19 protein-coding genes and 1 pseudogene are annotated in these 19673 nt (G+C 73.6%); 9 read left to right on the forward strand and 11 right to left on the reverse strand.

Annotated features, from left to right (window positions below; translation table 11 throughout):
- The first annotated feature begins 99 nt into the window (after positions 1 to 99).
- The 5 genes from ACF06X_RS11810 to ACF06X_RS11830 all read left to right on the forward strand — a co-directional run bounded on the left by ACF06X_RS11810 (position 100) and on the right by ACF06X_RS11830 (position 5107).
- Entirely contained in the window at positions 100 to 954 is an 855-nt protein-coding gene (locus ACF06X_RS11810) for an SDR family oxidoreductase (protein ID WP_392287679.1), read from the forward strand.
- 126 nt (positions 955 to 1080) lie between these two features.
- The gene (locus tag ACF06X_RS11815) at positions 1081 to 1593 is read left to right on the forward strand and encodes an SRPBCC family protein (RefSeq protein WP_392287088.1); all 513 of its coding nucleotides are present in this window, start codon (positions 1081 to 1083) and stop codon (positions 1591 to 1593) included.
- Positions 1594 to 1669: 76 nt separating this feature from the next.
- Complete coding sequence (locus ACF06X_RS11820) at positions 1670 to 2119, forward strand: DUF4383 domain-containing protein (protein WP_392287089.1); 450 nt, start codon at positions 1670 to 1672, stop codon at positions 2117 to 2119.
- Positions 2120 to 2481: 362 nt separating this feature from the next.
- Positions 2482 to 3984, forward strand: coding sequence for an FUSC family protein (locus tag ACF06X_RS11825; RefSeq protein ID WP_392287090.1), 1503 nt, complete (start codon positions 2482 to 2484; stop codon positions 3982 to 3984).
- Positions 3985 to 4054: 70 nt separating this feature from the next.
- A complete protein-coding gene (locus ACF06X_RS11830; protein ID WP_392287091.1) occupies positions 4055 to 5107 on the forward strand; it encodes a lactonase family protein in 1053 nt (350 codons plus the stop codon).
- Between the two features lie 743 nt (positions 5108 to 5850).
- On the opposite strand, the gene ACF06X_RS11835 is transcribed toward ACF06X_RS11830, so the two are convergent.
- Positions 5851 to 6774: a sirohydrochlorin chelatase gene (locus ACF06X_RS11835; protein ID WP_392287092.1), complete on the reverse strand. Its 924-nt coding sequence runs from the start codon at positions 6772 to 6774 to the stop codon at positions 5851 to 5853.
- Positions 6775 to 6861: 87 nt separating this feature from the next.
- Entirely contained in the window at positions 6862 to 7860 is a 999-nt protein-coding gene (locus ACF06X_RS11840; RefSeq protein ID WP_392287093.1) for an N-acetylglucosamine kinase, read from the reverse strand.
- Between the two features lie 130 nt (positions 7861 to 7990).
- Between ACF06X_RS11840 and ACF06X_RS11845 the strand changes: the two genes are divergently transcribed.
- Positions 7991 to 8668 carry a uracil-DNA glycosylase gene (locus ACF06X_RS11845; RefSeq protein WP_392287094.1) on the forward strand — a complete coding sequence of 226 codons (678 nt, stop codon included), beginning with the start codon at positions 7991 to 7993 and terminating at the stop codon, positions 8666 to 8668.
- Between the two features lie 32 nt (positions 8669 to 8700).
- Here the strand turns inward: ACF06X_RS11845 and ACF06X_RS11850 are convergent, their stop codons facing one another.
- From ACF06X_RS11850 to ACF06X_RS11865, 4 genes are all read right to left on the reverse strand, one after another.
- Positions 8701 to 9885 (reverse strand): alcohol dehydrogenase catalytic domain-containing protein, encoded by a 1185-nt coding sequence (locus ACF06X_RS11850; RefSeq protein ID WP_392287095.1) that lies wholly within the window; start codon positions 9883 to 9885, stop codon positions 8701 to 8703.
- A complete protein-coding gene (locus ACF06X_RS11855) occupies positions 9882 to 10601 on the reverse strand; it encodes a nucleotidyltransferase family protein (protein WP_392287096.1) in 720 nt (239 codons plus the stop codon). Before ACF06X_RS11855 ends, ACF06X_RS11850 begins: the two co-directional genes overlap by 4 nt.
- A gap of 130 nt (positions 10602 to 10731) precedes the next feature.
- A complete protein-coding gene (locus tag ACF06X_RS11860; RefSeq protein WP_392287680.1) occupies positions 10732 to 11868 on the reverse strand; it encodes an iron-containing redox enzyme family protein in 1137 nt (378 codons plus the stop codon).
- Between the two features lie 82 nt (positions 11869 to 11950).
- Positions 11951 to 12175, reverse strand: a complete 225-nt coding sequence (locus tag ACF06X_RS11865) for a DUF6480 family protein (RefSeq protein WP_392287097.1) — start codon at positions 12173 to 12175, stop codon at positions 11951 to 11953.
- Between the two features lie 221 nt (positions 12176 to 12396).
- On the opposite strand from ACF06X_RS11865, the gene ACF06X_RS11870 reads away from it, so the two are divergent.
- Both ACF06X_RS11870 and ACF06X_RS11875 read left to right on the forward strand, forming a co-directional pair.
- Entirely contained in the window at positions 12397 to 12573 is a 177-nt protein-coding gene (locus tag ACF06X_RS11870) for a CsbD family protein (RefSeq protein ID WP_392287098.1), read from the forward strand.
- 112 nt (positions 12574 to 12685) lie between these two features.
- Complete coding sequence (locus ACF06X_RS11875) at positions 12686 to 14494, forward strand: thiamine pyrophosphate-requiring protein (protein ID WP_392287099.1); 1809 nt, start codon at positions 12686 to 12688, stop codon at positions 14492 to 14494.
- A gap of 60 nt (positions 14495 to 14554) precedes the next feature.
- On the opposite strand, the gene ACF06X_RS11880 is transcribed toward ACF06X_RS11875, so the two are convergent.
- The 4 genes from ACF06X_RS11880 to ACF06X_RS11895 all read right to left on the reverse strand — a co-directional run bounded on the left by ACF06X_RS11880 (position 14555) and on the right by ACF06X_RS11895 (position 17354).
- Positions 14555 to 15100, reverse strand: a complete 546-nt coding sequence (locus tag ACF06X_RS11880) for a hypothetical protein (protein WP_392287100.1) — start codon at positions 15098 to 15100, stop codon at positions 14555 to 14557.
- Positions 15101 to 15132: 32 nt separating this feature from the next.
- Positions 15133 to 15651, reverse strand: a complete 519-nt coding sequence (locus tag ACF06X_RS11885) for a DUF5709 domain-containing protein (RefSeq protein WP_392287101.1) — start codon at positions 15649 to 15651, stop codon at positions 15133 to 15135.
- Between the two features lie 81 nt (positions 15652 to 15732).
- Entirely contained in the window at positions 15733 to 16542 is an 810-nt protein-coding gene (locus tag ACF06X_RS11890) for an SDR family oxidoreductase (RefSeq protein WP_392287102.1), read from the reverse strand.
- Between the two features lie 65 nt (positions 16543 to 16607).
- On the reverse strand, positions 16608 to 17354 hold the full coding sequence (locus ACF06X_RS11895; protein ID WP_392287103.1) for an SDR family oxidoreductase: 747 nt from the start codon (positions 17352 to 17354) through the stop codon (positions 16608 to 16610).
- 499 nt (positions 17355 to 17853) lie between these two features.
- Between ACF06X_RS11895 and ACF06X_RS11900 the strand changes: the two genes are divergently transcribed.
- Positions 17854 to 19164 (forward strand): MFS transporter, encoded by a 1311-nt coding sequence (locus ACF06X_RS11900; protein WP_392287681.1) that lies wholly within the window; start codon positions 17854 to 17856, stop codon positions 19162 to 19164.
- A gap of 270 nt (positions 19165 to 19434) precedes the next feature.
- Here the strand turns inward: ACF06X_RS11900 and ACF06X_RS11905 are convergent.
- A pseudogene (locus ACF06X_RS11905) lies at positions 19435 to 19509 on the reverse strand (pentapeptide repeat-containing protein); the annotation flags it as partial.
- Between the last annotated feature and the right edge of the window lie 164 nt (positions 19510 to 19673).

Below are 19673 nucleotides of genomic sequence, written 5' to 3' on the forward strand. Positions count from 1 at the left end.
AAGGAGGAGGACGGCGTGACACCACACCCCACCCCCGCCACCCCCGCCACCCCCGATACCCCCGGCACCCCCGGCACCCCCGCCACGCCCGAGCCGGCGATCCGCCGGCCGCGCCCCGACTTTCCCGACCAGGAGCAGGAGCACCCGGGCTGGACCGGACCGATGGACCCCCGGCCCGACCACGGAGAGGAGAGTTACCACGGGCACGCACTGCTCCACGACCGCAAGGTGCTGCTGACCGGCGGCGACTCCGGCATCGGCAGGGCGGTGGCACTCGCCTGCGCCCGCGAGGGCGCCGACATCGTCTTCACGTACCTTCCCGAGGAGAAGGCCGACGCCGACGAGACGGCCCGGCTCGTCGAAGCCGCCGGGCGGCAGGCCGTCTCCGTCGCCTGCGACATCCGTGAGGAACGCCAGTGCGTCGAGCTGGTCGAGCGCACGGTGGCGACCTTCGGGCGCATCGACATCCTCATCAACAACGCCGCCTACCAGATGGCCCAGCCCGACGGCATCGAAGCGATCACCACCGAGCAGTTCGACCGCGTGATGCGGACCAATCTGTACGGGATGTTCTGGCTGACCAAGGCCGCGCTGCCGCACATCCCGCGGGGCGGCGTCATCATCAACTCGACTTCCGTACAGGCGTACAAGCCGAGTCCGCCGCTGCTCGACTACGCGATGACCAAGAGCGCCATCGTCACCTTCACCCAGGGCCTGGCGCAGATGGTGGCCTCGGACGGCATCCGGGTGAACGCGGTCGCGCCGGGCCCCGTCTGGACGCCGCTGATCCCCGCGACCATGCCGGACACCGCGGAGTTCGGCAAGCAGTCGCCCATGGGGCGCCCCGCGCAGCCGGCCGAGATGGCGCCCGCCTACATCTTCCTGGCCTCCCCCCAGGCCGGCTACATCACGGGCGAGATCGTCAACGCCACCGGGGGAGTTCCGCTGCCCTGAGGGGCCGCCGGGACTCCGGGGAATGAAGTCCCGTACGCCGGGCACGCGAGGGATGGGCCGGTTGGTCCCTCTTGACCGCGTAAGAGCTCGACCGAGCAAGGATTCGACCGATTGAGGAGGAATGCCGTGAGCATGGTGAAGGAATCCATCGACGTCGACGTACCGGTGCGCAGCGCCTACAACCAGTGGACGCAGTTCGAGGAGTTCCCGAGCTTCATGGAAGGCGTGGAGGAGGTCCGCCAGCTCGACGATCAGCACTGTCACTGGCGGACGAAGATCGCCGGCGTCGAGCGCGAGTTCGACACGGAGATCGTCGACCAGCTGCCCGACGAGCGGATCTCCTGGCGCACGACCGGCGGCGACGCCAAGCAGAAGGGCGTCGTCACCTTCCAGCCGCTGGACGAGAACCACACCCGCGTCAGCCTGGCCATGGACTTCGAGCCGGAGGGCATGGTCGAGAAGGCGGGCGACAAGTCGGGGCTCCTCGACCTCCGGATCAGGGGAGACCTGCGGAAGTTCAAGGGCTTCATCGAGGAGCGTGGCGCGGAGAGCGGCGCGTGGCGCGGTCGTATCACCCCCGGCCAGAGCGACGCCCAGTCGCAGCCGAGCGGCAAGTGGGAGCCGCCGGCGACCGGTTGACACCGGCTCGGCCGGGGCGCCGGGGCGGGGCGGCCGACGCCCGCCCCGGCGCCCCCTTTCACGAAGGAGAACTGTCATGGCCAGGACTCACGGTGCGGCTCCGGTCGCCCGGACCGCGGTGCAGCAGGCGGCCCTGCTCGTAGGCGCGGTCTTCCTGCTGGTGGGGGTCCTCGGATTCATCCCGGGGATCACGACCGACTACGACTCACTGAAGTTCGCCGAACACGACTCGCACGCGAAGCTCCTGGGGATCTTCCAGGTGTCGATCCTGCACAACCTCGTGCACGTGCTCTTCGGAGTCGTCGGCATGGCGATGGCGCGCACGCCCGGCGGCGCCCGTGCCTTCCTCATCGGTGGCGGTGTCGTGTACCTCGCGCTGTGGATCTACGGACTGGTCATCGACCTCGACAGCGACGCCAACTTCGTGCCGGTGAACAGCGCCGACAACTGGCTGCACCTCGCCCTGGGCGCGGTGATGGTCCTCCTCGGCGTCCTGCTCACCCGCCGCCGCGGCCTGGCCCGCTGACCCCCGGCCCGCATTCCTCGTGGCTGATCCGGCACCCCCGCCGGGTCGGCCACGACGGCCGTCTCCGGGAGGCCCTGCCCTCCGAAGGCGCCGCTGGTCCGTTGGCCAGCCATCTGGTCAGGACACCGGCTCATCACTGGGCCAATGGCCCAGCCGTGCGCACGTGTGTTGAGCCACTGTCCGCCCAGGTGGTTATCTATGGGTGTAACCCACACTTTCGGCGCCGCGCGGCGCCGGGCAGGCGACGAGGCCGGCCCGGAGCGCGGTGCCTTCGTCGTGTCCGCGCGCGCCCACCACCCCGGGCCGACCGCGGTCCGGCGAGAGACCCGAGGCAAGGGGGGCGGCCGACCGCCGTGAAGAGGATGTTCGTAGCTCCGGACCCGGGGCTTCTCCGGCTCAGGACCTCACTGCGCGCCGTCATCGGCGTCGGCCTCGCCGTCGCCCTCGCGGAGTCCGCCGGGCTCTCCCTGACCGCCTCCATCACCGGCGGCCTGGCGGCCCTGCTCGCGCTCTTCACCGTGACGGACGCGACGGTTCGCGCCCAGCGTGTCACCACCGCGCTCCTGCCCACCGCCGGTTTCCCGGTCCTCGCGCTGGCCACCACCCTCCACGGCGTCACCCCGGTGCGCGACGCGGCCTTCCTCCTCGTCGTCTTCTGCGGTGTCTACGCCCGCCGCTGGGGCCCGCGCGGGCACGCGCTCGGGATCTTCGCGTTCATGAACTTCTTCATCACCCAGTTCCTGCACGCGCGACCCGACCAGCTCCCCGAGATCTGCGTCGCCGTGGGGCTCGCGCTGCTGGCCGCGGGCGGCGTCCGCTTCGTGCTCTGGCCCATCGAACGGCGGAACCCGCCCCCACCCCTGCCGCCCCCGCTGCCCGGGACCGGCCTCGCCCGGGTGACCACCCGGCAGGCGATCCAGGCGACCGCCGCCTGCGCCGTGGCGCTCTCCCTCGGCCAGATCCTCTCCGAGGAACGCTGGTACTGGGCCGTCGGCACGACATGGTGGATCTTCGTCAACACGGCCTCGCGCGGCGAGACCCTGGTCCGCGGTTTCCGCCGCGTGCTCGGTACGGTCATCGGCATCGCCGTCGGCATGCTGATCGCCGTCCCGCTGCACGGCGCGCCCGCCCCGACGGCGGCCCTGGTCGCCCTCTGCGTCTTCGGGATCTTCTACACGGCAGCCGTCTCGTACAGCTGGATGATCCTGGCCGTCACCGTCATGGCCGGCCTCCTCTACGGCCTGCTCGGCGTCCTCGACCCCGGCCTGCTCGTGCTCCGGCTGGAGGAGACGGCCGTGGGCGCGGTCTGCGCGGCGCTCGCCGTGCTGCTCGTCCTCCCCGTCACCACCCACGCCACCAACGACGCGTGGATCCAGCGCGCCCTGCACTGCGTCCGCGCCGCCACCTCGGCCTCCCTGCGGCGGCTCGCCGGCGACCCGGAGGCCGATCCCTCTCCGCACGCCGCCGAGCTGGAGCTGCTGCTGGGGCGGGTACGGCTCTCCCTGGCGCCGCTGGTCCACCCGCTGAATCCGTACCGGGATCGCAAGGCGCGCGCCCGGCGCGTCATCGCCCTCCTCGACGAATGCGCCGGCGAGGTCCGCGGACTGGTCCGCGTGGCGGCGGACCCGGCCGCGAGCCACGACGCGCGGCTCGCGGCGGCCTGCTGGCGGGTCGAGGCGGCCGTCGAGGCGCTGACCTCACCGGCGGCCGGCCGGGCCCCGGAGGCGGGCGCCCCGGCGGGGGAGCAGGCCGCAACGGAGCCGGGTGGGCCGGTGCTCACCCACGTCAGCGGCCTGGAGAGGCTGCTCGCGGCCCTCGACGAGCCGCTGCGCACGCCTCCCACGTCACGCCTGGTCCGTTCCTGACCGGCCTCTTGGTCTAGACCGCCTGCTACCGTCGGCCCGGAGGCCGGAGCGGCGGCAGGAGGGGACAGCCATGGGCGCAGAGGCGGTACGGGCGGTACGGGCGGTACGGGCCTTCATCGGGTCGTTCACCTCGGCGGGGGGCCAGGGCGTCCTGGTCGCCGACGTGGACGAGGCCACCGGTGCCCTGACCGTCACCGGGGCGACGGACGCGGTCGCCGACCCCTCGTACCTCGCTCTCGCGGGCACGGTCCTCTACGCCGTCTCGGAGACCGAGGACGGCGCCGCGGCCGCCTTCGACGTCTCCGGAGCGGTGCCCCGGCCGCTCGGCGCGCCGGTGGCCGTCCGAGGCGCCGGACCGACCCACCTCACCGTTACCTCCGGCCACGTCCTCACCGCCAACTACGGCTCCGGCAGCGTCACCGCCCTGCCCGTCGCCGCCGACGGCTCCCTGGGGGCCACCACCGACGTCGCCCGGCACCAGGGCTCCGGCCCGGTGGCCGACCGCCAGAGCGGACCCCACGCCCACCAGATCCTCGCGGCCCCCGGCGGTCCGTGGGTGACCGCCGTGGACCTCGGCACCGACTCCGTACGGATCTACCGGCTCGACGCGGCCGCGGGCACGTTGCGACCGCACGGCGAGACGGCCCTCGGCGCGGGCACCGGGCCCCGCCACCTCGCCTTCCACCCGGCCGGGACGCACGCCTACGTCCTGAACGAGCTGGTGCCCACCGTCACGGTCTGCCGCTGGGACGCGACCGAGGGCACCCTGGAGCCGCTCGGCGAGACCCGCGTCGTACCGGACGGGGCCACCGCGCCGAGCTACCCCTCCGCGATCGTCGCGGCGCCGGACGGTCGCCATCTGTACGCCGCCGTGCGCGGCGACGACAGCATCGCCGTCCTCGCCCTCGACGCGAGCGGCGAGAACCCCACCCTCGTGACCACGGTCCCCTCCGGCGGCCACTGGCCCCGCGACCTCACCCTCGCCCCCACGGCCCGCCACCTCTACGCGGCCAACGAACGCTCCGGCGACATCACCTGGTTCGCCCTGTCCCCGGAGACCGGCATCCCCCACCCCACCGGCTCGATCCCGGCGCCGGCGGCGTCATGCGTGCTCCTGGGATGAACGGGCCGGTCCACACACGCGTGGCGCCCCCATGGGACGGCCGGAGCGGGGGCCGGGAACCCACCCGTGCGGCCGGTCGCCGTGCAGGCCCCGTGGCACCGAGCCTGCTGGTCGCCGACTCAGCCGCCCGGCTCACGCCTGCGGCGCGCGATCGCGCTTCCACCGCTCGTGAAAGCCTCCGCGCGGGACCCGTGGCGGAGCCCGTCCGGGCTCCTGCGGCGTGCCGCCCGATGGCGCGCCCCCCTCTTGCCGCCGTAGGCGGCGGTGCTCCAGGGCGCGCGGGGTGCCGTGCCCGGCGCCTCTTGCCACCGTGGCGGCAGCGCTCCAAGGCTGGCGGGGTGCGGTGCCGGCCCCTGGCCCGTCGCCGGGTGCCGTGCCGTGCCGGGCGCCTCTTGCCGCCGTAGCGGCGGCGCTCCAAGGCTGGCGGGGTGCCGTGCCAGGCGCCTGGCCCGGGCGGCCTCCCGCGCGCCGTAGCGGCGGCGCTCCAAGGCTGGCGGGGTGCCGTGCCGGGCGGCCTGGCCCGGGCGGGCTCCCGCGCGCCGTGGCGGCAGCGCTCCAAGGCGCGCCGGGTGCCGAGCCGGCCCCCTGCCCGTGCAGGCTCCCGCAGCATGCCGTGCCCCGTGGCGGCGGCGCCCCGAGGCCGTGCCGGTCCCCTCGCACGCGGAAGGGCCCGCACCGAGTGTCTTCGGTGCGGGCCCTCCTTCCGTACGTCCACTGAGCGGCCCGTGCGCGGTACGCGCCGTTCAGAGGGCCGGGGCGCCCTGAGGGTGCTGGGGGGCGATGCCCAGGGTGGCGGTGTACTGGGAGAGGACCAGCTTGCCGATCGCCGGGTATGCGCCCAGCGGCTCCGCCGCGGCGCAGCCGGCTTCCTTGGCGGCGGCGTCGAGCAGGCCCTCGGCCAGCTCCGGGCCGATCAGGTAGGGGGCGAGCGCCAGCTGCTCCGAGCCCGAGCCGCGCAGCTGCTCGGCGATCGCGGCGATCGAGCCCTCCTGGTCGACGGCGGCGGCCATCACCGGGACGGCCAGGCGCGCGGCCAGGAGCATGCCGGTGATCCCGGCGGCCTGGACGGCCTCCTCGCCACCGACCGTCGCCAGGACGATGCCGTCGGCGGCCGTGGCCACCGTGAAGAGCCGGGCGCGGTCGGCGCGGGCCAGACCGGCCTCCGACAGCCGCACGTGCAGGGCCTCGGCGAGCAGCGGGTGCGGCCCGAGGACGTCCGTCAGCTCGGCCACGTTGCCGCTGTCCATCACGGCCTGGCGGATCCGCCGCATCAGCGCGCTGTCCGGGCCCGCGAGCAGCGGAACCACGACGGCGGCCGGGCCCTCGGGGGCGCTGGCCTCGCGGCCGGCGGCCAGAGCCAGCTCGTACCGCTCGGTGCGCAGCGACTCGGCGCGCACCAGCACCGTCCCGAGCGTCGGGTACTCCGCGTCGTCACCGTCCAGGTAGCCGATCACGGCGTCCAGGCCGGGCAGCTCGGAGCGGGCGATGCTCACGACCTCCTCGGCCAGCGAGCGTATGGCGGCCGACGGCGCGCCGGGAACGGCGAGGACGAGTGCGGGAGCGCCCTCGGGCGCCGCCGCGGGTTCGGGGCGACGGTGCCGTCCGGGCTGGCGGGGTCGCGGCATTCGTACAGGCAGGCCGGAAGCGGGCCCAGTGGGGGAGCTCATGGCGCCGCATGCTACTGGTTTTGGCCGCCGCGCAGTGCGGTGAGGTGCAGTCGAGCGTTATCTGCCCCGCTTTGTCCGAACCGCTCTTTACGGCGTCAATTGCTCGGTTACGTACAGCAGTCGCGGGTCGGCCGGAAGCCGCAGCGCGTCCGTGGCCAGGGCGGAGGCCAGAGCGACGGATCCGGAAAGCGGATCGCCCGCCGCCGACGCGAGCCGCGCCTGCGGAAGTTGCTCCGCCAGTTCCGCCCGCAGGGGTACGAGGAGGGCGTCACCCAGCTTGAACAGGCCGCCGGTCAACGCGACTTCGCACGCGGCCTCGGCGGGGCACACGGCGGCCGCCGCCTCGGCGGTGTGCGCGGCGGCCCGGCGCAGGATCTCCCGCGAGACCGGGTCGCCGTCCGCCGCGCAGCCGCCCACCTCGGGCGCGAACGAGGCCAGCACGGCGGGCCGGTCGGTCCGCGGGTACAGCGCGCCGGGCAGCCCGGCCGCCGGACCGAACCGCTCCTCCGCCCGAGCGAGCAGCGCCGCCGAACCGCCCCGCCGCCCGTCGTACGCCCGCAGCGCCGCCTCCAGGCCGCACCGGCCGATCCACGCCCCGCTGCCGCAGTCGCCCAGCAGGTGCCCCCAGCCGTCGGCCCGCCGCCAGCCGGTCAGATCCGTACCGAGCGCGATCAGGCCCGTGCCACCGGCCACGACCGCCCCAGGCCGCTGCCCGAGCGCTCCCGCGTACGCGGTGACGGCGTCGGCGGCGAGCGCCAGGCTCCGTACGCCCAGCGCCTTCGCCAGGGCGCCGGGAAGCTCGGCCCGCAGCTCGTCGCCGAGCGTCGCCATCCCGGCCGCGCCGATCGCCGCGGCGGCCACCGGGCCGGAGCCGGCGCCGGTCAGCATCGCCTCGACGGCCGGCAGCAACTGCCCCAGGAGATGCGCCGCGTCGATGCCGCCGGGACCCGTCCGCACCGGCTCCCGGGAGGCGAACGTCTCCACCACGCGGCCGCTCTCGGCCTCCGCCAGCGCGACCCGCAGACCCGAGCCCCCCGAGTCGACGCCGAGCACGACCCGGCCGGACGCATACCCGCGCGAGGTCATGGAGCGGCTCCGGAGAGTAGGGCAAGAGAAGGCGACGCGGGCAGCCTATCCCCGACCGCCCGTCGAGGGCAGTCTGCCGAGGGGAGTTGGCCGTCCGGGGCGCTCCCGTAGGCCGGTAGGGTGACCTGCTGTGACTGCACGACCGTTGAACGAACTGGTGGAGCCCGGCTGGGCGGAGGCGTTGCGGCCCGTGGCCGGACGCATCGCGGCGATGGGCGACTTCCTGCGCGCCGAGATCGCGGCCGGCCGGACCTATCTGCCCGCCGGGCAGCACGTCCTGCGCGCCTTCCAGCAGCCCTTCGACGAGGTCCGCGTCCTCATCGTGGGCCAGGATCCGTACCCCACCCCCGGGATGGCCATCGGCCACAGCTTCGCCGTCGCGCCGGACGTGCGCTCGCTGCCGGGGAGCCTGGAGAACATCTTCCGCGAGCTGCACACGGACCTCGGCCTGCCCCGCCCCTCCAACGGCGACCTGACCCCGTGGACCCGTCAGGGCGTCCTGCTCCTCAACAGGGCGCTGACCACCGCACCCCGGAAGCCCGCCGCCCACCGCGGCAAGGGCTGGGAGGAGGTGACCGAGCAGGCGATCCGCGCGCTGGCCGCCCGCGGCAAGCCGCTGGTGTCCATCCTCTGGGGCCGCGACGCCCGCAACGCACGCCCCCTCCTCGGCGACCTGCCGGCGATCGAGTCCGCGCATCCGTCCCCGATGTCGGCCGACCGCGGCTTCTTCGGCTCCCGGCCGTTCAGCCGCGCCAACGACCTCCTGCTCCGCCAGGGCGCCCAGCCCGTGGACTGGCGGCTGCCGTAGGCAAGGGGCGCGTCAGCCCGCCACTCCTCCGCTCACGGCTTGAAGAGCACCTTCACCGCGCCGTCGCGCTTCTGCTGGAACATCTCGTACGCCGACGGCGCCTCGCCCAGCGGGACATGGTGGGTGGCGAAGTCGTCGACACCGAGCGGGTCGTCGTCGGTCAGCAGGGGCAGCAGGTCGTCCACCCAGCGGTGCACGTTGGCCTGTCCCATGCGCAGTTGGAGCTGCTTGTCGAACATGACGAGGAGCGGCATCGGATCGGCCGCGCCTCCGTACACGCCGCTGAGGGAGATGGTGCCGCCGCGCCGGACGAGTTCGACGGCGAGATGGAGAGCGGCGAGACGGTCGACGCCGAAGCGCCGCATGAGGCGTTGGGCGAGCGCGTCGGGCAGCAGGGACACCATGGTGTGCATACCGCGCGCGATGGGCGCCCCGTGCGCCTCCATGCCGACGGCGTCGATGACCGCGTCGGGTCCGCGCCCGTCGGTGAGGTCGCGGACCGCCTCCACGATGTCCTCGCCCTCCTCCCGCAGATCGAGCGTACGGACGCCGCGCGCCGCCGCCCGGGCGAGCCGTTCGGGCACGAGATCGATGCCGATGACGAGACCGGCGCCCTGGAACGCCGCGACCCGGGTGGCCATGTCGCCGATCGGCCCCAGACCGAGGACCGCGACGGAGCCGCCCGGGGGCACGTCCGCGTAGGCGACCGCCTGCCAGGCGGTCGGCAGCACGTCCGAGAGGTACACGAAGCGGTCGTCCGGCGGGCCGTCCGGCACCGGGATCGGGAGCGTGTCGCCGAACGGCACCCGCAGATACTCGGCCTGGCCGCCGGGCACCTGGCCGTAGAGCTTGGTGTACCCGAACAGCGCCGCTCCGGTGCCGTACTCCCGTACCTGCGTGGTCTCGCACTGGGAGTGCAGCCCCCGCTCGCACATCGGACAGCCGCCGCACGAGACGTTGAAAGGGATCACGACCCGCTGTCCCGGCCGGAGCGTACGCACCTCGGGGCCGACCTCCTCGACCACGCCCATGGGTTCGTGCCCGAGGATGTCGCCGGCGTCGAGGAAGGCGCCGAGCACCTCGTACAGGTGCAGATCCGATCCGCACAGCCCGGTCGTGGTGATCTTCACGATCACGTCGGTGGGCTCTTTCACCGTGGGGTCGGGCACCGACTCCACGGACACCTTCCGCCGGCCCTGCCATGTCACGGCCTTCATCGGGGGCCGTCCTCTCCCGTGTCGTCGGGCTTGTCCTCGCGGCCGCCCTCGGGCTCGATCACGTCGAGCAGTTCGAGCAGATAGAGAAAGCTCGCGGCCATGGGGGAGTCTCCGGTCTCCGCGCGGACCCGGCCCCAGTCGACCCGCTCGCGCAGGCCGCGCGCGACCGGGAGGAGGGCGCCGAAGTCGCAGTGGTGCTCCGAGAGCGCCGACAGCCGGCTGGTCAGCAGGTCGGTCGGGTCCAGGACCGGCATGTGCACCGAGTCCACGGGAAGCGTCGGGGCCCGGTCGAGCAGCTCGGTGGTGACCGGCCGCCCGGCGAGGGAGAAGATCAGGTCGATCTGCTCGCCGTGGGCCCGGGCCTTGATGAGCCAGTCCTCCGGAGGGTCGACGATCTGGACGCCCCGCTCCGCGAGCAGCCGCGTGATCTCCTCCGCGTCCTCGCGACGCACCGCGAAGTCGGTGTCATGCTGCAGCCGGACCGGGATGCCGTGCGCGTAGGCCGCCACACTGCCGACCAGGGCGAACGGGCATCCGGAGTTCTTCAGGATCGCGGCGACCTCTTTGGTCGCCTCCAGGATCGCCTGGGTGTGGTCCGGCGGCAGCGGCCGCGCATGAGCGCCGGCGCCGTGCGGCACACCCGCCTCGGTCGCGGCGGCCCGCACCCGGCGGGTGACGGCGAAGGGGCGTTCCTCGCGCCCTTCCGTGAGGTTCATGAGTGCCTCCTCCCGGAGGGTTCGACCGCACGCCGCTCCAGCGGGCGGGGAGACCTGCCTCTACCCACTGGAACGCGATGCATCCCCGTGCGGGCGGGCGTGGAGGGCGTCAGGACGACGGGGAGTGTCATCAGGCGGCGTCGTCTCGAAGATCGCCCTGGTCGGCGAGGACGCGTTCGTCGGCGAGGTCACTGTCACCGTCGAGGCCGTCGTCACCGCCGTCGAGGTCGCCCGCACCGTCGAGAGGAGCCCGGAGCGCCGTCCGGCCCTGCCGCCAGGCCGCCGTCACATGATCCGAGAGGGCGTCCTCCAGGAGCACCGTCGCCTCGACGCCGAAGGCCACGTCACCGGCGAGGCCCGGCTCGTCCTCCAGAAGGCCGCCGACGACCTCACGGCGTACCAGCTGTTCGTGGACGGCGTCGGCCTCCACGTGCTCGTCGTAGAACCGCACCGCGGCGTCGCCGGCCCCGATCCGTCGCATGGCCGCCGCGATCCTGGAGGCACCGGGCGGCGAGGTGATCTCCAGCGTGGCGAAATGCCCGACGAGCGCGCCGCGCCGCATGCGGTGGAGGCCCAGGAGCGACATCAGGTTCACCGTCGCCAGCGTCTCGGCGCCGGCCGACTCCAGATACCGGCCGTAGTCGGGATCGAGACCCAGATCGGCCATGAGATCGGCGAAGAGCCGCGCGTGCATGCGCTCGGCGCGGCCGCACCCGTACTCGTCGTACTCCACCGCCAGCATCGCAGCCTTGGCGCGGCCCCGCAGCCGCGGCACGACCCACAGATGGGGATCGGCCTCTCTGAGCTGGTACACCGACCGCAGGGCCGCGTACTCCCGCAGGTGCCACAACTCGCCCTTCTTGAGCAGGAAATGCGAGGCGCCGTCGCCGTCGGCGGGCTCCCAGAGGATCGAGTCGAACGCCTCGTCCAAGGACGTGAACCGTCCGCAGCGGCCGCGGAGGGCGTCTTCGAACCGCTCCTCCAGGAGTGCGCGCAGCCGCAGCAGATCGGGGTCCCACTCCTTGTCGTCGCTCACCCCGGCGAAGCCCCGGTAGTGGAGTTCGTAGCAGAGGTGGAGGGCGAGTTGGAGGTCCTCGCCGTACGGGTCGGCCTGCCGTACCTGCCGAGGGCCGGCGAGCCGTGGTGTGGAGCCCAGCAGGAAGGCGCGCACGGAGTCCGACAACTCGCCACGGGGCGTCGGCAGTTCGGGCGCACCGCCCTGGGCGCCCGTCCGCGTCCCGAGTTCCGGCTTCCGTGTCGTCACCATCGTGGTCATGACGGCTTGTCCCTTTCGTTCGACGCCTGTGGCGTTCCCCCATGTGCCCCCATCGGTCTTCCGCATGCGGTGATCACACGGCGAGCACGATGGCGTAGGCGAGGAAGAACAGCGCGACCAGCACAGCGATCACGCAGATGGCGATGACCGGGCCCTTGGCCCAGCCCCGCTTCGGCGGGCGGTAGGGGCCCGCGCCCGAGGAGGTGCTCGATTCGGCCGGCGGCGTCTCGCCCGGCTGCACATCGTCGAGGGGGCGCGGGTCCTCGCGAGGATCCGGATCGGGGTTGTAGGCGGCCATCTCGCGCTCCTTTCCCTACCCCCGCCTCGTGACGGAGTGCGGATGCCCGCAGCGGCGCGGATCATGCCGGAGGCCCCCGGCCTGCCCCCTGTCCGGGCCTGAGCGGCAGAGGACGGCAGAGGACGGGAGAGGTCGGGGCCGGCGTGTGGGGGAGGCGATCGGGGGTAGCCGCTCAGGCGCACGGAGCCGCCCTGGCTCGGTCACGCAGGAAGGACGCCGTCATGGGCAAGGCCAAGGCCAAGATGGAGCAGATGAAGGGCAAGGCCAAGCAGCGCGTCGGTGACTCCACCGACGACCGCTCGATGGAGGCCGAGGGCCGTAGGGAGAAGTCGGTCGGCAAGGTCAGGGAAGCCGCTCACGACATGGTGGAAGGCGTGAAGAAGGGTCGCAAGAAGTAATCGCGCCGCCCCGTTCCATTACGGTCCGTCACGGAGCCCCGCAGACGCACGGCGGTCACCGCCCGTGCGCGCGGGGCTTCGGCCGGGTCGTCGCCGAGAGGAGAGAGAGCCCGTGTCGATCAAGGTGTCCGACCACGTTCTGTCCCGGCTGCGCGAGTGGGGTGTGGAGCACGTCTTCGGCTACGCCGGGGACGGCATCAACGGCCTGCTCGCCGCCTGGGGGAGGGCCGACAACCGGCCCGTGTTCGTCCAGGCGAGGCATGAGGAGACGGCCGCGCTCGAAGCGGTGGGCTACGCCAAGTTCTCCGGCAGGACGGCCGTCTGCGCCGCGACCTCCGGGCCCGGCGCCATCCATCTGCTCAACGGCCTCTACGACGCCAAGCTCGATCACGTCCCCGTGGTGGCGATCGTCGGCCAGACCAACCGCAGCGCCATGGGCGGCTCCTACCAGCAGGAGGTCGACCTCCTGAGCCTCTTCAAGGACGTCGCCGGCGACTACTGCGAGATGGTCACCGTCCCCGAGCAGCTGCCCAACGTCATCGACCGGGCGATGCGCACGGCCGCCGCCAAGCGGACCGTCACCGCCGTGATCATCCCCGCCGACGTGCAGGAACTGGAGTACTCCCCGCCCGAGCACGCCTTCAAGATGGTGCCCTCCAGCCTGGGCGTCGCGCCCTCCACACCCGTCCCCGGCGACGCCGATCTGGCCCGCGCCGCCGAGGTGCTCAACGCCGGCAAGCGGGTCGCGATCCTGATCGGACAGGGGGCGCGCGGCGCCGAACCGGAGGTGGACCGGCTGGCGGAGGTCCTCGGGGCGGGCGTGGCCAAGGCGCTGCTCGGCAAGGACGTGCTGGCCGACGACCTGCCGTACGTGACCGGGGCGATCGGCCTCCTGGGAACCCGCCCGAGCTACGAGCTGATGCGCGACTGCGACACGCTTCTCGTGATCGGCTCCAGCTTCCCGTACACCCAGTTCCTGCCGGAGTTCGACCAGGCCCGGGCGGTACAGATCGACATCGATCCCTTCATGGTCGGCCTGCGCTACCCCTTCGAGGTCAACCTCGTCGGTGACGCGAAGACCACCCTGGCGCGGCTGCTGCCGCTCCTCGACCGGAAGAAGCACCGTGGCTGGCGCCAGACGGTCGAGAAGAACACCGCGCGCTGGTGGGAGGTCATGGAGCGGCGGGCCGCCGTGGAGGCCGACCCCATCAATCCCGAGTACGTCGTCCACGCCCTCGACCGGTTCCTGCCCGAGGACGTGATCCTCGCCGCCGACTCCGGCTCCGCGGCGAACTGGTACGCACGCCATCTGCGGATGCGCGGCCGGATGCGGGGCTCGGTCTCGGGCACCCTCGCCACCATGGGATGCGGTGTGCCGTACGTCATCGGGGCGAAGTTCGCGCACCCCGACCGGCCCGCCGTGGCCATCGTCGGCGACGGCGCCATGCAGATGAACGGCATGGCCGAACTCGTCACGGCCGCCAAGTACTGGAAGGAGTGGGAGGACCCCCGGCTGATCGTCGCGGTGCTCAACAACCGGGACCTCAACCAGGTCACCTGGGAGATGCGCGCCATGACCGGCGCCCCGCAGTTCCTGCCCTCGCAGGCGATTCCGGACGTGCCGTACGCCGACTTCGCGCGCTCCGTGGGGATGGCCGGCATCCGGGTGGAGCAGCCGGGCGACGTCGTCGGCGCATGGGAACGGGCCCTGGCCTCGGACCGGCCCTGCGTCCTCGACTTCCTCACCGACCCGGCGGTGCCGCCGATCCCGCCGCACGCGTCGCTCGACCAGATCGAGGCCGCGGCCGTATCCGTCCTGAAGGGCGACAGCGACCGGGCCGCCGTACTCCGCCAGGGGTTGAAGGCGAAGGTGCAGGAGCTGCTGGTCGGGCACAAGCGGCCCGCCGGACAGCGGCGTTGACACGCCGACGGCGCCCCGCGCGTCAGTGGGTGGGCGCCCCGCCCGTCAGTGGGCGGGGCGTCAGTGGGCGGGCGGGGTGGGCGGCGGCGTCAGGACCTGACCGGCCACCCGGGCGCGCAGGGCTTCGAGCGACTGGGACTGCCGCCGCGCGCGCTGGACGAGCTCCTCCAACTGGTCGGCGTCCAGACGGCCGTCCGTGCGGGCGAGCGCGTGCAGAGTGCGCCAGCAGGCCCCCTTGCCCTCCACACCCAGGCGCATCGCCTCCAGTTCGAGGACGTCGCTGAGCGGGGAGCGGGAGAGCACGCGGCCGTTGAGCTTCAGCCGCCCCACCCGCTCCGCCACCACGCCGAGGACCGTTCGGCCGCGCAGCCGGCGTACCCCGAGCGCCTCCATGCACGCGCGCAGGGTACGCCGGTCCTCGCGGATCTCCCTGGCCAGCTGGGCCAGTTGGGGTTCATAGTCCCTGCCGCGGTGCGCCCGGGTGACGCGCCGCATGAGCTCGACGCCGGCGGCGGCCCCGGCGAGGTGGTCGTTGAGGTAGATGGCCAGGAGGTTCGGGTCGGAGGAGCTCCTCGGCTTCGTCGGCGGACGGCTTCTCGTCTCCATGATCGACACCTCCCTGTCGTACATATGTGCCCTCAGGCCTGTCGTTCGCGGGAGGACTCGTCGCTCTCCTCCTCGCCCTCGATCCCGGTGTCCACGTGCATCGCGGCCTCCTCGGCCGACGCCGTGCCGTCGTCGACGCCGACGTCCCTGGCGAGGACGTCGTTGCGCGACTCCCGAGCCGGCCGGTCGATCGGGGTGAGGCGGCCGGCCCGCGTCGCTCCCGCCTCCGGGTCCACGGGCTCGCCCTGACCGTCCACGAGATCACCGATGCCGTCGCCTTGCGGCGGCTCCACGTCGGGAACCTCCTGAGCGAGGCGTTCGTCGAGGGACTCGCCCTCCCGCTGCTCGCTCTGGGTCGTCCCGTGGCGGGTGACGGCCCGAGGGCGGTCGGGCGGCGAATAGCCGGGCTCGCGCATGTCGTCGAGCGGGGTCGCCTCGATGGCGTTCTCCAGGTCGAGATCGTCGGTGGGGCGATTGGCCGCGTCCGCGTTCGTGGGCTGGTAGACGTCGTCGCCGCGGGCGCCCTCCTGCCCGGTCTCGTTCTGGGCCATGTCCGGCTCCCTTCGTGTCTCCTCGGTGGCTGCCGTACGCAGGGCGGGTTCCCGGGTGTCACCCGCCGACACCTGGAGCGGTCAGGGCCTTCGCCAGTCGTCGCTGTCGAGGTGCGAGCCCGCCATCGGTCCCATCCGCAGCATCCCGCCGTCCACGGCCCACGAGGCCCCCGTCACGTACGAGGACTCCGGGCCCGCGAGCAGCGCGACCACGGCCGCGACCTCCCGGGCGTCCCCCGGCCGCCCGAGCGGAATCCCCGGCCGTGAGGCGGTGAGGACGTTCTCGTCCTCCTGGCCGGTCATCGGCGTGGCGATCTCCCCGGGCGCGACCGAGTTGACCGTGATGCGGTGCTCCGCCAGCTCCAGCGCCATGACCTGCGTGAGCAGGCCCAGGCCGCCCTTGGCCGCGCAGTACGGGCCGGCGCCCACCCGGGGCTGATGCTCATGGACCGAGGTCACGTTCACGATGCGACCGCCGCCGCCCTGGTCGATCATGCGGCGGGCCGCCCGCTGCGAGCAGAGCAGGGGCCCGACGAGGTCGACGTCGAGGACCTGCCGGACGGTCGTGAGGTCCAGGTCGAGGAAGGAAGTGGCGGTCCCGGTTCCCGCGTTGTTCACCAGGACGTCGACCCGGCCTAGCTTCTCGGCGAGGTGGTCGATCACGTCCGCCGCCTCCGGCAGCCTCGTCAGGTCGAGCGGGGCGACGACGGCCCGGCGGCCCTGCGCGCGCACTTCCTCGGCCGTGGCCTCGGCGCCCTCCTCGTCGGTGTGCCAGGTGATCCCGATGTCCATGCCCACCTGGGCCAGCCGCACGGCCACCGCCCGGCCGATGCCGGAGTCGGAACCGGTCACGATCGCTGTCCTGGGGTCGAAGCCGAGCGTGTCGGCCATCACTTCTCCTCCTCGTCCTCGTCCTCGTCCTCGTCCTCGGGCTTCCGGGCGTCGGGCGTCGGGTGTCAGGGCCAGGAAGGCTCACGGCGCGGTACGACGACCAGTTCGGCCACCGCGCTTCCGGCCGGCACCGACAGGGCGTACATCACGGTGTCCGCCACGATCTCCGGGCTCTGCAGCAGCGACACGTCCGCGTCGGGGAAGCGGTCGAGGATGAACGCGGTCTCCATGCCCCCCGCGACGATCCCCGTGACGCCGATGCCGGGACAGTCGCGCTGGGCCTCCTTGAAGAGCGTGTGGGTGAAGGTCCGCAGGCCCGTCTTCCCCGCCGCGTAGGGGCCCGCCTCGGTCCAGGTGCGGATCGCCGCGGTCGAGAGGATGTTCACGATGTGACCGCCGCCACGCGCCACCATGCGCCCGTAGCTCTCGCGGCACAGATACATCGGCCCGAGCAGGTTGGTGGAGATCACCCGGGTCATCTCCTCGGCGGTGAGCTCCGCCACGGACTTCGTCACGTCGACGGCCGCGTTGTTGACCAGGATGTCGACCGCCTCCCCGTCCTCGTCCAGGTCACGGAAGACATCGGCCACGGCTTCCGGGTCCCGGACGTCGAGGCTGACGGGACGGGCCCGGCAGCCCTCCGCCAGCAGGGCCTCGCACATCTCCTTCGCCAGGTCCTGACGTACGTCCGCGACCAGGACGGACGCCCCGGCGCGCGCGAGCCGTCGGGCGATCGCGGCACCGAGACCCCGGGCGCCGCCGGTGACCAGCGCCTGCTTGCCGTCCAGCTCCACCTGTACTCCGCTGTTCATCGGTTTCCCTTCGATGCGGTGTCCTTGCCGGCGCCCCGGCGGGCGCCGTTCCTTCCCTTCCTCATCTGAAGACGTCCCGGCCCCGGGCGCGCGGCGGATTACGCCGCACGCCGCGGACCCGCCTGGTGTGAGCAAGCACACCAGAAGTGCGAAATCCTTACCCGGTAAGGCAGTTGGGGGTTTTCGGGGCCCTCGGCACGCGACGCGGCCGCATCGGGCCGTGGCTTCTCGAGAACCGTCTGCCACGATGGGTCGCCGGGACCTCCCGCCGCTCACCGAGCCCTCGTGCGACGCCGCTCAGGCGCACCGAGATGTGGGGCGGATCCCTGCCGCCTCTCCCGTCCGCGTCGCCGCGCACACCCCTGGTATCCCTGTGCCTTCCTCCACCATGCCCTCGTCCGCCCCCACCGCCTCGCCCACCACCTCGCCCGCCCCCGGCTCCGCCTCCGGATCGTCGCGGGACGACCGCTCCCCGTGGCGTTCGCTGCGGACCCGCAGCATGCGCTGGTGGGCCGTCGCCAACTTCGTCTCCAACGCGGGCACCTGGATGCAGCTCACGGTCCAGAACCTGCTGGTGCTCCAGATCACCGGCTCCGCCGCCGCGACCGGGCTCTCCATGTCCGTCCAGGCCGCGCCCGGACTCCTCCTGGGGACCCTGGGCGGCGCGGCCGTCGACCGTTGGCCCAGGAAGGTGACGGCCGCGGTCGGCCAGGCCCTGCTCGGCGGCGTCGCCGTGCTCACGGCCGTGCTCGTGGTGCTCGACCAGCTGAACCTGCCCCTGCTGATGGCGCTGGCCGCGCTCACCGGGCTCATCGCGACCGTCGACGGCCCCGCCTGCTCCCTGCTCGGCAACGACCTCGTCAAGACCGAGGACGTCCCCTCGGCCATCGGTGTGGGCTCGCTGGCCCACAGCGCCGGCCGGCTGGCCGGAGCCGCGCTCGCCGGCGTCACGGTCGGCTTCCTCGGCACGGCGGCGGCCTATGTCGCCAACGGCCTCTCCTTCGCCTTCGTGGCCTGCGTGATTCCCTTCCTCAAGCCCGTACGGCGCCAGGAGCGGGCTCCCAAGTCCGCGGCCGCGCGTCCGGCGCGGGGCGGTCGGGGCAAGCCGCGTGACACCGGTGTACGGGAGGGCCTGGCCTTCTTCGCCCGCCGTCCGCGCCTCGTGGCCCTCGCCGCCCTCAACGGCATCAGCGCCCTCTTCGGCCGCAACTACTCGCTGACCCTGGTCGTCCTGGTCACCGGCCCCCTCGCGGGCGACGCCGGCACCTTCAGCACCGTGGCCACCGTCCTCGCCGTGGGCGGAATCGTCGGCGCGGTGCTCGGAGCCAGGCTGCGCCGCCCCGGGGTGCGCCTCGTGGGCATGCTGACGGTCGCCGGAGCCCTGCTCCAGGTCCTCGCCGGTCTCTCGCCGTCGGTCGCCGTCCTGCTCGTCCTCGTCCTGCCCATGGCGATCGCGGAGTCCGTCGCGGACACCGCCCAGAGCACCGTGCTGCAGACCGACCCGCCGGCCCACATGCGCGGCCGGGTCCTGGGCGCCTGGAACAGCATCCGTACGCTCTGGGGCCTCGCCGCGCCCCCGACGCTCGGCCTCCTCATGGAGGTGCTCGGGGTACGGGGCGCGCTGGTGGCGGGCGGCCTGCTGGTCGCGTCCACCGTCGGCGCGGCGTTCCTGACGCGGGGCCGCCGCACCGCGACGGCCGCCAAGGCCCCGGCGGTCGAGGAGATCGTCGAGACCCCGCTCAGCGAGGCGCTGAAGCCCAGGACGGCCCAGCTGCCGTCGCCCCGCACGGAGCTGGAAACCGCGGTCTGACCCCCGCACGGCCGCGGTACGGGGACCCGGCCCGCACCCGGTCCCGGCTGCCCCGCGCACCGTCGCCACCCCGGCTGTCCCCCGCACCCGCACCAGCGCGGTGCGCGGCGCACCGGCCGGGACCGGACCGGCCAGGACCGTGCCGGTCAGGACTGGACCGGCCAGGACCGGACCGGCCGGGACCGGACCGGCCGGGACCGGACCGGCCGGGACCGCGCCTGTCAGAACCGGACCGGCCAGGACCGGGCCTGTCACGACCGCGTCGGACAGGTCCGCGTCGGTCAGGGTCGCGCCGGTCAGGTCCGCGCCGGTCAGGATCGCGCCGGTCAGGACCGTGCCGGTCACGACCCCGTCCTCACCGGGCCGCCGGCTCTGCCGCCCTCGCCCTCCGGGCTCGCATCGCCGCCGGCCCGCGGCTCGCCGCGGAGGCGGCCGGCGCGCCCGGGCCGACCCGAGTCACGCGGCCGAGTGGCGTCACCGGGCGGAACCGCCCCGGCGGTTCCGCCGTC

The sequence above is a fragment of the Streptomyces sp. NPDC015346 genome, from assembly GCF_043078785.1.
GTDB lineage: Bacteria > Actinomycetota > Actinomycetes > Streptomycetales > Streptomycetaceae > Streptomyces.

Bases quoted from the DNA above. Each gene is read 5' to 3' on its own strand.
- ACF06X_RS11825 (WP_392287090.1), top strand. From the start codon at position 2,482: ATGTTCGTAGCTCCGGACCCGGGGCTTCTCCGGCTCAGGACCTCACTG.
- ACF06X_RS11900 (WP_392287681.1), top strand. From the start codon at position 17,854: ATGCGCTGGTGGGCCGTCGCCAACTTCGTCTCCAACGCGGGCACCTGG.
- ACF06X_RS11865 (WP_392287097.1), bottom strand. From the start codon at position 12,175: ATGGCCGCCTACAACCCCGATCCGGATCCTCGCGAGGACCCGCGCCCC.
- ACF06X_RS11860 (WP_392287680.1), bottom strand. From the start codon at position 11,868: ATGGTGACGACACGGAAGCCGGAACTCGGGACGCGGACGGGCGCCCAG.
- ACF06X_RS11890 (WP_392287102.1), bottom strand. From the start codon at position 16,542: ATGGCCGACACGCTCGGCTTCGACCCCAGGACAGCGATCGTGACCGGT.
- ACF06X_RS11850 (WP_392287095.1), bottom strand. From the start codon at position 9,885: ATGAAGGCCGTGACATGGCAGGGCCGGCGGAAGGTGTCCGTGGAGTCG.
- ACF06X_RS11880 (WP_392287100.1), bottom strand. From the start codon at position 15,100: ATGGAGACGAGAAGCCGTCCGCCGACGAAGCCGAGGAGCTCCTCCGAC.
- ACF06X_RS11870 (WP_392287098.1), top strand. From the start codon at position 12,397: ATGGGCAAGGCCAAGGCCAAGATGGAGCAGATGAAGGGCAAGGCCAAG.
- ACF06X_RS11885 (WP_392287101.1), bottom strand. From the start codon at position 15,651: ATGGCCCAGAACGAGACCGGGCAGGAGGGCGCCCGCGGCGACGACGTC.
- ACF06X_RS11835 (WP_392287092.1), bottom strand. From the start codon at position 6,774: ATGAGCTCCCCCACTGGGCCCGCTTCCGGCCTGCCTGTACGAATGCCG.
- ACF06X_RS11855 (WP_392287096.1), bottom strand. From the start codon at position 10,601: ATGAACCTCACGGAAGGGCGCGAGGAACGCCCCTTCGCCGTCACCCGC.
- ACF06X_RS11830 (WP_392287091.1), top strand. From the start codon at position 4,055: ATGGGCGCAGAGGCGGTACGGGCGGTACGGGCGGTACGGGCCTTCATC.
- ACF06X_RS11820 (WP_392287089.1), top strand. From the start codon at position 1,670: ATGGCCAGGACTCACGGTGCGGCTCCGGTCGCCCGGACCGCGGTGCAG.
- ACF06X_RS11840 (WP_392287093.1), bottom strand. From the start codon at position 7,860: ATGACCTCGCGCGGGTATGCGTCCGGCCGGGTCGTGCTCGGCGTCGAC.
- ACF06X_RS11895 (WP_392287103.1), bottom strand. From the start codon at position 17,354: ATGAACAGCGGAGTACAGGTGGAGCTGGACGGCAAGCAGGCGCTGGTC.